We start from the raw sequence: 12,977 nt of genomic DNA on the forward strand, positions 1-12,977 counted from the left end.
ACACGCCTTTCTGTTTTGGGTCGCAGCATTTTGTAACATCCATTTACTAACCTTAAGAAAGCCTAACCCATCGATACGGCTAGCACCATTCACCTAATGCCCATTTACGGCTCTTTTTTTATTTCATTTTGGGTGATACCCAGCCTGATCTGCGACGTAAGCGCTATGGCAACTACCCTGCTATGTGCTGCGCGCCCTTTCTTACGTACAATAGCGCGCATACAACACGCTACCTGTGAGAAAGCTCTCAAGAAGTACCCAGATTTTGAGACATCAGTCCACTACCGCTATTGGGTAAACTTTGGGCACATCAGGTGCGTTAATTACGGAATTAAGAGGCAATATGACTGCATTCATTGCAGCTAACAGTGTTAATAAATGACTAATTTATTTAAAGAAAATAGTGCAGATCGAGGCAGGCTGTTTTCAGTCGCGCCCATGATGGATTGGACCACAAAGGACTACAGAGCATTCGCACGTACTTTAACCAAGCGAACGCTGCTGTACACCGAGATGGTCACTACCGGTGCGATTTTGCACGGGACGCCCCGTGAGCGCTTTTTGGGCTATAGCGAGGTGGAGCATCCGCTTGCACTGCAGTTGGGCGGCAGCGATGCCGGTGAGCTGGCGGAGTGCGCGGCGATTGCCGAGGCGTGGGGTTATGATGAGGTGAATCTGAACGTGGGTTGCCCGAGCGACCGCGTGCAGAACAATATGATTGGCGCATGCTTGATGGGCTACCCCGAAAAGGTGGCCGATGCCGTGCGGGCGATGCAGGCGGCGGTGTCTATACCGGTCACGGTGAAGTGCCGTATTGGCATCGATGACCAGGATGAGGACGCCGACCTTGAGCGGTTTATCGCTATCGTCGCGGACGCAGGCTGCGAAGTGTTTACCGTTCACGCCCGTAAGGCGTGGCTGCAGGGCTTGTCGCCCAAGCAAAACCGCGATGTGCCGCCMCTTAACTACCCCCGCGTTCATCGTTTAAAGCAGAGKCATCCTGAGCTACATATCGGCATTAATGGCGGCATTAAAACGCTAGCCGAGTGCCGTGAACAGCTCACTCAGGTGGATAGTGTGATGGTGGGGCGTGAGGCGTACCAAAACCCGTGGCTACTCGCCGGTGTCGATGAGCAGCTATTTGGTGAAAAAGGCCCGGCGGCAAGCCGCTTGGATGCCGCGATTGCTTTCCGGCCTTATATTCAGCAGCGCTTAGATGAAGGCGCGAAGCTGAATCATATTACCCGCCACCTACTGGGATTGTTTCAGGGKTGCCCTGGAGGCAGGCGCTTCCGGCGCCATTTGTCAGAACACGCGCATAAAGAAGGTGCAGGATTGCGCCTATTTGATGACGCGCTTAGCTTGGTGAACGAACCCGAGTGCGTTGTATAAAAAACCCGCTACGCAGGCGTAGCGGGTTCGTGTTCCTAATAGCGTAAGCTTACTGACCGTTTTCCCGGCGGTTCGCCATTACGCCCTGCTCGACACGCTCGCCGATAGTTTGGTCGACGTTTTTCCAATACTCAAATACCCGTGATAGCACCGGCTCTTCAACACCGTCGGAAACGTGGCCCACAATGTTGTTTACCAATCGGTCGCGGGCAGCATCATCCATTACCTTATTGACTAGGTCATTGGCTTGGTTGAAATCGCCATCGCCCGGGCGCAGCGTGTAGGCGGCGCGAACCAACTCGCCGTCAGTCTCCCATACCGCATCTTCCGGGTACTTTTCAGGGTTGGCGTGCGCACCCCCTTTGCTATTAGGTGCGTACACCGGGTCGGKGGAGTGGGCAATACGCATCTGACCACCCTGGCTGTAGCTGTTAACCGGGMCCTTGGGTGCGTTAACGGGGATATGTTGGTAGTTCACCCCTAAACGCGCACGGTGCGCATCAGCGTAGGATATTACCCGCGCCAACAGCATTTTATCCGGCGAGAAACCGGTGCCCGGTACGGCATTGCTGGGCTGAAACGCTGCCTGTTCGATTTGGCTGTGGAAATCGACGGGGTTGCGATCCAGCGTCATCTTACCGACTTCTTGCAGCGGGTAGTCGGCGTGGGGCCACACCTTGGTCAAATCGAAGGGGTTGATGTGGTAGGTCTTCGCATCTTCGAACGGCATAATCTGAACTTGCAGTGTCCAGGTGGGATAATCGCCGCGTTTGATGGCGTCAAACAGGTCACGGCGATGGTAGTCGGCATCCGCACCCGCCATCTTATCGGCCTGTTCCTGGGTCATGCACTTAATGCCCTGATCAGTCTTGAAGTGATACTTCACCCAAAAGCGCTCGCCTTCAGCGTTCACCCACATATAGGTATGGCTTGAATAGCCGTTCATGTGGCGCCAAGTGGCGGGGATACCACGATCACCCATTAGCCAAGTGACTTGGTGGGCAGATTGCGGAGAAAGCGTCCAGAAGTCCCACTGCATATCGTGATCACGCAAGCCGTTATCCGCTCGACGCTTTTGTGAGTGGATAAAGTGCTGGAATTTGAGCGGATCGCGAACAAAGAACACAGGGGTATTATTACCCACCATGTCGAAGTTGCCCTCTTCGGTGTAGAACTTCAGCGAGAAGCCACGGGGGTCGCGCCAAGTGTCTGGGCTACCCGACTCACCGGCCACCGTCGAGAAACGCGCCAACATCTCGGTTTTTTTACCCGGCTGGAGAAAATCCGCCTTAGTGTATCGGCTGACGTCGTGAGTTACTTGGAAGTGGCCAAAGGCGCCGCTCCCTTTTGCATGGGGCTGACGATCCGGAATCATTTCCCGGTTAAAGGCAGCCATCTGCTCCATCAAGTAGTGATCATGTAGAACGATCGGCCCATCGGGGCCTACTGAAAGTGAGTGTTCATCACTGTTGACTGCTATGCCCGCATCCGTTGTGGTGTGCTTAGGTTTATCGCTCGTCATCGCTTTTCCTCCATGTCACGGTAGACGTGGCGCTGGATCGCCACTCGTTCGAGTACGATGAAAGCTTAGCTGTTTGTTTTAGTTCCTATCATTTTTGCAGCCGCTAACAAAGCCCACCACTAGGTATAGTCAAACCGCTGCCAACTTGCCATTTACAGTAGCTAATCCTTAACTATCACAGCGATAGTTGTTAGCTATGAATAACGATTAATAAAACGAATCAGGGGGCGGCACCAAGCTTGAGTTAAAGCTTTCAACGGCAGTTTCAGCTTCATCAATTTCATCAAAGCGGGCAATATGGAACAACGCTTCGCCTTCGTTGGCTAGCGGTAAGCGGCTCATACCAATCACAATGCCATCGGCAACGGCGCGCACTTCGCCCTCGTCATTGCCAAAAGGGTCAGCGACTTTGCCCAGCACTTCACCTTTGGCAACGCGGGCACCCAGGCGCACCTTGGGGCGCAAAATACCGTCGATAGGCGCGCGCGCCCAGCTTGACCCTTTGGCCAGTTCCGCAGGCGCAGGTGTGCGGCGGCGCTGCTCGCCGGTCAGCATGCCTAAGCGGCGCATCACCCGCAGCACGCCGCGCACCCCTGGGGCAATCGCCCACTCGTCAAAACGCAGCGCTTCGCCTGCTTCATAGGTGAGCACCGGAATCCCACGCGTCTGGGCGTAGTGGCGCAGGCTACCTTCACGCAGTTCCGCATTCAGCACCACCGGCGCACCAAAAGCATCGGCCATACGCTGCGTTTCGCTGCCGGTTTGCAGCTGAGCACGAATTTGCGGCAGGTTGGTGCGATGAATAGCTCCGGTGTGCAGGTCAATAATGTGCGKGGCGTGATCGACAATTTTTTCGCGAAATAGCGCTGCGATGCGCCCGCCTAAAGAGCCCGACTCACTGCCCGGAAAACAGCGATTGAGATCACGCCGATCAGGTAAATAGCGCGTTTGCTGTAAGAAGCCGAACACATTCACCACCGGTACAGCGATCAAGGTGCCGCGGATACTATTGATCGCTTTCGCGCGCAGCACCCGACGGACAATTTCCACCCCATTGATTTCATCACCGTGAATGCCACCACAGACCAACAGCACCGGGCCATCCTTGCGACCGTGAACGACTTCGACAGGAATATGCAGGGGGGTATGGGTATACAAACGCGCTACCGGCACATCAATTTGTAAACGCTGACCGGGCATAATGGTATGTTCGCCCAGCTGAAAAGGAGCTCGCGCCATGCTTTATATCCTGTTTTTTTTAATCCGTTATGCTCACGTCATTAGTACGAGGTGGGCCAGTCTCATTGCCTGTTTATACGCTTTCAGTGGCCAAATGACGAATTTGTTAACCCACGTTATGAGGTAGGACATTTATCCATACAGTTTTGAATGTAAATGTGCTTCAGCTTAGGTTAAAATATGACCATACTGTGTCGATTATGAGGTTGCACTTTCATGGCAAGAAAGACCAAAGCTGAAGCCGCCGCTACTCGCGAAGCGCTGCTTGAAGCTGCTGAAGAGGTATTTTTTGCCAAAGGCGTGGCGCGCACCTCTCTAGAGCAAATTGCTCGCCATGCAGGCCTTACCCGCGGCGCCGTTTATTGGCATTTTAAGAATAAAGGCGATCTTTTCATGGCGCTGGTTGAAAAGGTGCGCATGCCGTTTCAGTCGTTGATGGATGAGGTCGACAAAGCTGACCCCGAACTATCACCGCTAGAAGCCATACGCCTAGCCTGCCATGCTGGCTTGGTGCGCATTGAGCAACCGTCTTACCAACGGGTACTGTCGATTTTGTTGCATCGCTGTGAGTTTTTCAGTGATATCAACCCGCTGGAAATGCAGGAAGAGATTGGCAACGAGTGCTTTGAAGAAATGCTCGACGTATTTATCCTTGCTAAACAGCAGGCGCTGCTGCGCGAAGATTTAAGCCCTCAAGTAGCAGCACGCTTGATGCAATCAATGATGGGTGGAGTATTCCACGACTGGCTACGTAACCCCGAGGCTTTTTCGATTCGCGAACGCGGTGGAGAGCTAATCGATGCCTCTATCCGTATGATGCAGCGCTAAACACCTCATCCAGCTCTCGCTGCAATGCAGCAAGTATGCTAATACTGGCCATATCGTTTTAGTCGTGTGAGCCAACTATGGATGCCTTAGCGTTTATCCGCGTACGCGAATTAGAAGTGGCCGTACGTATTTGGAACCCTACCGCGCCCCGCACCCTTATCGCCTGGCATGGCCTTGCTCGCCATGGAGGCGATTTTAGTGCGCTGGCGCGGGAGCTCGGTAGTGAATGGCGGATTCTAGCCCCAGACMCTCCAGGCCGCGGGTTATCAAGCTGGTCGCTATTCCCTGCCCACGACTACCTTTATAGCCATTACATAACCGTTGCGATCGCGCTGCTCGATCACTTTGAACTTGATTACGTTGATTGGCTGGGCACCTCAATGGGAGGCCTGCTTGGCATGCTGATCGCCGCGGACCCACAGCATAGCGCGCGTATTTCCCGGCTAATTCTTAACGACGTCGGCCCCGAACTGAACACACAGGGCCTGATTGGTCTTTCCAGTTATTTCGGCGTTACCCACCGGTTTTCTACCTTTAGCGAACTCCAGCAAGAGCTCAACCAGCACTACGCCAGCTTCGGCATTACCGCTGAAGCGGCACGCCGCGAGCTCGCACTCAACAGTGCCCGTCGGTTGCCGGATGGCAGTTGGACGTACCACTTCGATCCGCGCATCGGTGAACAGTTTGTGCATGATACGCCCCGAGACATGTGGGCCGACTGGGCGAATATTCGCTGCCCAGTGATGGTCATTCGCGGGGAAGAATCAACGCTATTAGACCCGGAAACTCTACCAAAGATGGCCGAGGCACAGCCTAAGCTGGTAACGCTTAGCGTGCCTAACTGCGGTCACGCCCCCATGCTGGATAAACCGGCACAGGTTGATCCCATTCGCCACTTTTTAAACCGTCCCGCTCCTCGCCCAACGCCAAGTAATAAAACGCAAAACGCCACAGGCTGGCAGCTTGCAGTGCAGTGGCTGGCGCAGAAGTGGCGTCGGTGGTGGAAGTAGACCGGAATGCTTAAAATTTGTGCCTCCCGGTCACTATCTCCAGCAAAATGGCGTATCAGTGCGAGGCAGAGTAATGGGCTGAAGTGCGGTTTTTCTGATTGAGCCGCAGTCTGTTCAAACGTATCCGCGTTTCGAGATACGCCTGTTCAGAGACGCTACGGTAAGCCCCTTCTTCAGGCAAGTACTTCACCAGCACCCGGCGCTCCCCCTGCACAGGCAGGGCATCGCTTTTGCTAAGCAGCTTCACCGTGCTATTGGGCTCATCATCAATCACTGCAAACGCCTGCTCCCCCGCGCCTTGGCGCTCAGTCACTACGACCGTTTGGCCCAGTAAGCAGCGCCGGGTGAAGGGGCGGTAACGGTGTAGCCCGCGGTGCAATGCTTGGCAGAGCATCGACGCTACGGGGGAGGCAGCCACCAGCGAGCCCCATAACACCAGCACCCCTACCGGGATACGTATCAAGCCGAGAGGCAACCAACGCAGCACCAGCAGTTCGATCGCCAGTGTGATCACCGCGGCAATGGTTAAAATTACCGTTAATGCCAGCGTAGCGGGAACACCCGCGAAGCCTAAAGAGACCAGCGTGCTGGCAAGATGATCCTCTTTTAGACTATCGCGCTCAAAAAGCTCTAAGGGCGCTAAGCGGATAATCACTAATAGCCAGTAGAGGGCTAATAGTCCGAGTAATAGGGTAAAAACAATGCTCGGAAATTGCGTAGCAGCGTGCAGTAGCGATTGCATGGCGTGTTCTCCCCCGGTACTTAGCCGGTGATGTGTTGTTACTTCCAGCTTAGTCCAGGTTAGCTTTKGAATGCCACTTCTACTTTGACCTGGATCATCGCACTAAAAAAAACGGGTGCCACCCGAAGGTAGCACCCGCTTATTATCACCCTTGGTAAATCGCTAAAGGCTAGTGCTTGTCATGCTCCAGTGCGGGCTTAGCAGACTCATGTTTGTTCCCTTTCATCTTACGACCTAGCCAATCAGATGCCGTCGCAATCATGGCATAGAAGCTGGGAATAAACAGACTACCCAAAGTAGCCACCGAGAACATACCCATCGCCACTGTGGTGCCGATATGGTGGCTACTCACATCGCTGGCACCGGTGGCTAAGGCCAACGGCAAAGTGCCGAAGATAAACGCCAAGGAGGTCATTACAATGGGGCGGAAACGCAGTTCAGCTGCGGTAATAGCCGCTTCACGAATGGATTTGCCCTGTTCCTTACGCTGCAGCTCAGCAAATTCCACAATTAGGATCGCGTTCTTCGCCGCAAGCCCGACCACCACCAGCATGCCTATCTGGACATACACACTGGTATCCAGCCCACGTAGAACTATCCCGCCAATACCGCCGAGGAAGGCAAAGGGCGTTGCCGTCAGTACCGCCAGCGGTAACGACCAACTTTCATACTGAGCCGCCAGAATCAGGAACACCATCAACAGCCCGAAGACAATCGCCAGAGTCGCGGCGCTGCCCATGTTGGACTCTTGATAAGCCGTGCCGGTCCAGCCCATGCCCCAGTTAGAGCCTAGCGTCTCTTGTACGATGCTTTCCATCGCTTCAATCGCTTGGGCGGAACTGTAGCCAGCCGCAGGTTCACCCTGGAACTGAGCACCCGCGTAAACCCCAAACCGCGATACTACCGCCGGGCCGGTTTGGCGCTCAAGCTCGACAAACTCGGAAAGGGGAATACGTTCGCCGTTGCCGCCACGGACATAGACACTGCTGACGTCTTCCGGCGTTTTACGAAATTCGTCCTCGTTTTGCAGATACACCTGGAAGTTGCGGTTTTGATAGCTAAAGTAATTCACAAAACCATTACCAAACGTATTGCCTAAGGCCGAGTTAATATTCCCCAACTCCACGCCATAACTCAACGCTTTCTGCTGGTCGATATTGGCACGGTATGACGGCACATTAACGTTAAAGGTGCTGAAAACCCGGTTCAAGGCGGGATGCTGGTTAGCTTTTTGCATTATTTGCAACGAAGCTTCATAGAGCTCGCGCGTCGACGCCCCGTCAAAGGACTGAAGGTAACCGGTAAACCCGCCGGTGGTCGAAAGCCCCATGATAGGCGGCAAGTTAAAGGCCATGGCAGAGCCGCCATCAATACTGGCGCCTAACCCCATAATACGCCCGACCAGCTCAGTGGCTGTCAGTTCACGCTCCGACCAAGGGCTAAGATTGATAAACATTACCCCGCGAGCAGTATTCACAGCACTTGAAAGGATGTCATAACCCGCCACCGCCGATGAGTACTCCACCCCGGGAATATCTTCAATCGCCGAACTGAGTTTCGCCATATAGCGTTGCGTACGGTCAAGCGACGCCGCATCCGGCAAGGACACACTCACCAGCACAACCCCCTGGTCCGTTTCAGGCACCAACGTTGAGGGTGTATTAGCGTATAGCCAGTACGACCCCACCCCTGTCAGCACCGTGAGCGCCAGCGCCAACACCCAGAATCGCACCAGGCCTTTTACGACCCACATGTAAGCGGCGGTAATCCCTGCGAACATGCGATCGAACAGTCGGAACGGTGTGTTTAAAGCGCGCTTAAACTTGGACTGACCGGCACCAGCGATTTTATGTTTAATAAAGATCGCCGATAGGGCCGGTGTAAAGGTCAACGCCATTACCGCAGAGAGCGCCACCGAGATCGCCACGGTGATCGCAAACTGCTGGTAAATTTGCCCGGTAAAGCCGCCCAGGAAAGCCACTGGTACAAACACTGCGGCCATAATCAGCGAGGTCGCAATAACCGGCCCGCCAACTTCTTTCATCGCCCGGATAGTGGCGTCGCGCACGCTGATATCTTCCTCTTCACTCAGCACGCGCTCGACGTTCTCCACCACCAGAATCGCATCATCGACGACTATCCCTATTGAGAGCACCAGCGCAAACAGCGTCAGCAGGTTGATCGAAAAGCCAAATACGTAGAAGCCTGCAAACGTACCCACTACCGCGACGGGCACGACCGACATGGCAATCACGGTAAAGCGCCAATTCTGTAGAAAGATAAACAGAATGACGATTACGATTAGAAAAGCTTCAATAAACGTTTTTATAACCGTTTCTACCGACGCATCAATAAACAGCGTGGTGTCGTAAGGCGCTACATACTCAAGCCCGGGTGGGAAGCGAGTGGACAAATCTTCCATCGCAGTACGCACACCCTGAGCAGTTTCCAGCGCATTTGCGCCGGGCTGTTGGTTAATAATAATCGGCGCCATACTTGAGCCGTTCAAACGTGCGTCGACACCGTAAGAAGAGGCCCCAAGCTCAATGCGTGCAACGTCTTCCAAGCGAAGCGAAGAGCCGTCGTTATTGGTACGCAGGTAGATATTACGGAAGTCGTCGACATCATTAAGGCGACCTCCAGCGGTAATCGTATAGGTGTAAGCGCGCGGTTCACTTTGCGGCGTTGATGCCAAGCTACCGGCCGGAATCTCAGTGTTTTGCGCTCTAATCGCACTCGCCACTTCGCTAGGCGTCAGGTCGTACTGAGCTAATTTATCCGGATCCATCCAGATGCGCATGGCGAACTCACCACCGCCCAACACCTCTGCATTACCCACCCCGGGCACCTGACGCAGTTCATCAAGGACGTTCAAGGTGGCGTAGTTCTGCATGAAAATTTTGTCGTAGTCGCCGCTCGGCGAGGTCAACGCGATAAACATCAAAATAGAGTCGGAGCGAAGCTCAACGGTGACGCCTTGCGACTGTACGGCTTCAGGTAGCTGGGAGAGCGCCCCCTGAACGCGGTTATTGACGTTAATGGTATTAATATCGCCACTGGTACCGATATTAAATGCCACGCTTAAACTCATGGTGCCGTTATCAGAGCTGTTGGAGGTCATGTAAAGCATGTCCTCAACGCCGTTGATCGCTTCTGCGATGGGTGCCGCCACCGTTTGTGCAACAGTCTCTGCATCTGCGCCCGGGAATTGGGCCTGAACGGAAACCGTCGGCGGCACAACGCTGGGGTACTGCTCAATAGGCAGTATACGCATCGACATAACGCCCACCAGCGTCACGATAACTGCCAACACTGTGGCAAATATCGGGCGGCTGATGAAGAAGTTAGAGAAGTTCATTATTGCGCACCCTCTTCCCCTTCAGCGGGCTGACCATCGGCTGCCCCCTCTTCCATCTCTTGCGCCGCTTCTGCCTGCTCTTGCGCTTCTTCTTGCTCGGCCTCTTCGACCACTGCCTCCGCATCACCACTAAACGGCTGGGGATCAATCGCCATACCCGGCTCCAAACCTGCCGGATCACCGACAATCACACGATCGCCCGGCTCAATGCCTTCACGAATCAACTGCCAAGGGCCAGCGACTTCGCCCAATGAAACAGTTCTTTCGCGGGCTTTGTTATCTTCATCCAGGACAAACACTTGCGGGCCCATCAATCCTTGCGTCACCGCGATCTCTGGCACTGCCATGACATCAAAACGTTTCAGGCCCTCAATACGCACACGCACAAATTGACCGGGCAGTATGCTTGCGTCGGGATTTTCAAAGGTGGCTGACGCTTGCACGGTGCTGGTGCCGCTATCGACCCGCGAGCCCAGGAAGTCTAAATGCCCTTCCAGTTCTGAATCGCTGCCGCCACTGACGCCAGGGATGCTCAACCGCGCACGAATATCCGAGGTATCACCGCTGTCACTCAACTGGCGACGCAGTTCAAAAGCATCACGCTGGGGCAGCTGGAAACGCACTTCCAGTGGATCCAGCGGGGTGATCGTCGCTAATTCTGTACCGGAGGTAACCAGATTGCCCACGTTAATTTGGCTCAACCCAATCATGCCCGATACGGGGGCAGTCACCTGGGAGTAGCCTAGATCCAGGTTAGCGCTGGAGAGTGCCGCTTCTGCCTGTGCTACGTTGGCCTGGGCGACGCGTTGGTCTGCCAACGCCTGGTCATACTGTTGACGGCTCACCGAGTTTTGGCTGAGTAGCTGCTCAAAACGCTGGGCATCACGCTGGGCCCGGGAAAGCTCGGCACGGGCGCTCTGTAGATCCGCGTCACGCTGGTTAACCGTTGCCTGGTAAAGGTCTGGCTCGATGGTGTAGAGGAGATCACCCTCCTCGACTAGCTGACCGGGTTCGAAGTGGCGCTCCTCAAGAAAACCATTTACACGGGCAACCAAGGTGACCTCATCATCACTGCGCAGCAGCGAGGGGTACGACTTATCCAGCGGTATATCCTGACGCGCCATTTCAGCCACTTCGACCTTATGGGGCGGAGCTTCTTGACCGCCACCCTGCTGGGGCGCCTCGGCTTGCTCCTGACCACAGGCTGAAAGTGCCAACGCAGCTACCAGCGTCACCAGACTCGCTCGGCGTGAGTGAATCATCTTCTTCATACGTTGAATTCCCATATATCTTTTTTAAGGTGACCGATAGCACGCGCGCACCTGGAGCACTCCCAATCGACAAGCAATTAAGCGCCGGGCTGGGGCGGCGCACCGATGTTGAGCGCGGGTTCATAGCGGTCGTTGCCGCCGCTTTCGGGCAAGGTAAAGTTCACCTCATCGCCGGTTAGCCACGCATTGACTTCCTCAATGGCGTCTACATCCAGGCGCCCGGCCTGCTGGCGCAGCGAGAGCAGGTTCACCACATAGTCGTAGCGAGCCTCGGCGTAATTAGCGATGGCGTTATACAAATTCTGCTCAGCGTTCAAAACATCCACAATATTCCGGGTGCCGACTTCGTAACCGGCGCGGGTAGCTTCCAACGCACTTCGGTTAGAAACGATGGCCTGCTCCCGAGCCTCGACGGTTTCCACGTCATTACTGACTTGGGTATACAGCGAGCGTACCTGCTGGATCGACGAGCGACGCTGAGACTCGAAATCGTACTGGCTACTCTCCAGTTGATAGGTTCCCTGGCGAATGCTGGCGCTGGTACTACCACCGGTGTAAATCGGTAAATTAGCGCTTATACCCACCTGGCTAGAAGAATCATTCCCGGTGGTATTATCAATATCGCTGTCGCCAAATTGATAGTTACCAAAGGCTTGCAGAGTCGGCAAACGACCCGCGCGGGCAATGTCTACGCCGCTACGGGAAACCTCAATGGCCGCCTGTTGGGCCAATACTTGCGGATTAAGCTCAAGGGCTTGCTCTACCCAGTAGTCGCGGCTGCTGGGCTCAGGCAGTGCAATCGGCATGCTGTCACCCAGCGCTTCGATGCTGGCATAGCGCTGCCCGGTCAACTGCTCTAGTGCCTCAAAAGCCACCTGTAGATTGCTCTCAGCGGCAATCCGGTCAGCACGTGACTGATCAAAGGTGGCGCGAGCCTCTTCGACTTCAGTAATCGCAATCAAACCAACCTCAAACTGCTCGCCTGCTTGCTCAAGCTGGCGGCCGATGGCACGTTCTTGAGCAAGACGCGCCTCTAGGACCTCGTAAGCACGCAAAATGTCGAAATAGGCGCTAGCCACATCAATTAACAGCTGCTGTTCGGTCGCCGCTAGCAAATAGACCTGCTGGTCGATCTGTCGGTCGGCCTGGGTAACTTCCCGGCGGGTCACTTCATTATAAAGCGCCTGGGTGGCTTCAAGAGAGAGCGATACCGTGTTGTAACGGTCATCACCGGCACTCACATTCCCTGCGCCAGTACCTGCTCCCGCTTGGGATGAAMCCTGACTTTCATACTGCTCGTTATGCGTCACACTGCCCGACGCATTGATTTGGGGAAGCAGCCCACCTCGTGCAACATCTCGACCTGCTTCAACGCCCAAATATTCGGAACGTGCCGAGGCAAGCTCAGCGTTATTGTCTAACGCATCACGGGTAATCGTGATGAGATCGGCAGCTTGAGCAGGCAATACAAAAGAAGCGGTAAATACCGCTAACAGTAGGGGTCGTAAAGGGGCATTGACTGCCCAGTGTGCCAGTCGCATGGGATTGCCTCTAGGTATCAGCGTCAGGTTGGCGAACGCACTCAATCAATCAGCGCACTTATTCAATCAAAGCA

General features: G+C 54.6%; 9 protein-coding genes. 3 read left to right on the forward strand and 6 right to left on the reverse strand.

Annotated features, from left to right (window positions below; all coding sequences use genetic code 11):
* Window positions 1-378: 378 nt before the first annotated feature.
* A complete protein-coding gene (gene dusA, locus HALO_RS17035; RefSeq protein ID WP_050713734.1) occupies window positions 379-1,392 on the forward strand; it encodes a tRNA dihydrouridine(20/20a) synthase DusA in 1,014 nt (337 codons plus the stop codon).
* 49 nt (window positions 1,393-1,441) lie between these two features.
* Here the strand turns inward: dusA and HALO_RS17040 are convergent, their stop codons facing one another.
* The gene (locus tag HALO_RS17040; RefSeq protein ID WP_050713735.1) at window positions 1,442-2,914 is read right to left on the reverse strand and encodes a catalase; all 1,473 of its coding nucleotides are present in this window, start codon (window positions 2,912-2,914) and stop codon (window positions 1,442-1,444) included.
* A gap of 207 nt (window positions 2,915-3,121) precedes the next feature.
* Entirely contained in the window at window positions 3,122-4,153 is a 1,032-nt protein-coding gene (locus tag HALO_RS17045; protein ID WP_050713736.1) for a succinylglutamate desuccinylase/aspartoacylase family protein, read from the reverse strand.
* A 216-nt stretch (window positions 4,154-4,369) separates the two neighbouring features.
* Between HALO_RS17045 and HALO_RS17050 the strand changes: the two genes are divergently transcribed.
* Both HALO_RS17050 and HALO_RS17055 read left to right on the forward strand, forming a co-directional pair.
* Window positions 4,370-4,981: a TetR family transcriptional regulator gene (locus tag HALO_RS17050; RefSeq protein ID WP_035577543.1), complete on the forward strand. Its 612-nt coding sequence runs from the start codon at window positions 4,370-4,372 to the stop codon at window positions 4,979-4,981.
* Between the two features lie 77 nt (window positions 4,982-5,058).
* Entirely contained in the window at window positions 5,059-5,991 is a 933-nt protein-coding gene (locus HALO_RS17055; protein ID WP_050713737.1) for an alpha/beta fold hydrolase, read from the forward strand.
* A gap of 55 nt (window positions 5,992-6,046) precedes the next feature.
* On the opposite strand, the gene HALO_RS17060 is transcribed toward HALO_RS17055, so the two are convergent.
* From HALO_RS17060 to HALO_RS17075, 4 genes are all read right to left on the reverse strand, one after another.
* Window positions 6,047-6,733, reverse strand: coding sequence for a hypothetical protein (locus HALO_RS17060; protein ID WP_035577539.1), 687 nt, complete (start codon window positions 6,731-6,733; stop codon window positions 6,047-6,049).
* A 169-nt stretch (window positions 6,734-6,902) separates the two neighbouring features.
* The gene (locus tag HALO_RS17065) at window positions 6,903-10,091 is read right to left on the reverse strand and encodes an efflux RND transporter permease subunit (protein ID WP_035577536.1); all 3,189 of its coding nucleotides are present in this window, start codon (window positions 10,089-10,091) and stop codon (window positions 6,903-6,905) included.
* The gene (locus HALO_RS17070) at window positions 10,091-11,362 is read right to left on the reverse strand and encodes an efflux RND transporter periplasmic adaptor subunit (RefSeq protein WP_035577533.1); all 1,272 of its coding nucleotides are present in this window, start codon (window positions 11,360-11,362) and stop codon (window positions 10,091-10,093) included. Before HALO_RS17070 ends, HALO_RS17065 begins: the two co-directional genes overlap by 1 nt.
* A 77-nt stretch (window positions 11,363-11,439) precedes the next feature.
* On the reverse strand, window positions 11,440-12,903 hold the full coding sequence (locus HALO_RS17075) for a TolC family outer membrane protein (RefSeq protein ID WP_050713738.1): 1,464 nt from the start codon (window positions 12,901-12,903) through the stop codon (window positions 11,440-11,442).
* Window positions 12,904-12,977: the final 74 nt, after the last annotated feature.

The organism is Halomonas sp. R57-5 (genome assembly GCF_900070345.1).
Classification (GTDB): Bacteria; Pseudomonadota; Gammaproteobacteria; order Pseudomonadales; family Halomonadaceae; genus Vreelandella; species Vreelandella ventosae_B.

Bases quoted from the DNA above. Each gene is read 5' to 3' on its own strand.
- HALO_RS17065 (WP_035577536.1), bottom strand. From the start codon at position 10,091: ATGAACTTCTCTAACTTCTTCATCAGCCGCCCGATATTTGCCACAGTG.
- HALO_RS17070 (WP_035577533.1), bottom strand. From the start codon at position 11,362: ATGAAGAAGATGATTCACTCACGCCGAGCGAGTCTGGTGACGCTGGTA.
- HALO_RS17050 (WP_035577543.1), top strand. From the start codon at position 4,370: ATGGCAAGAAAGACCAAAGCTGAAGCCGCCGCTACTCGCGAAGCGCTG.
- HALO_RS17060 (WP_035577539.1), bottom strand. From the start codon at position 6,733: ATGCAATCGCTACTGCACGCTGCTACGCAATTTCCGAGCATTGTTTTT.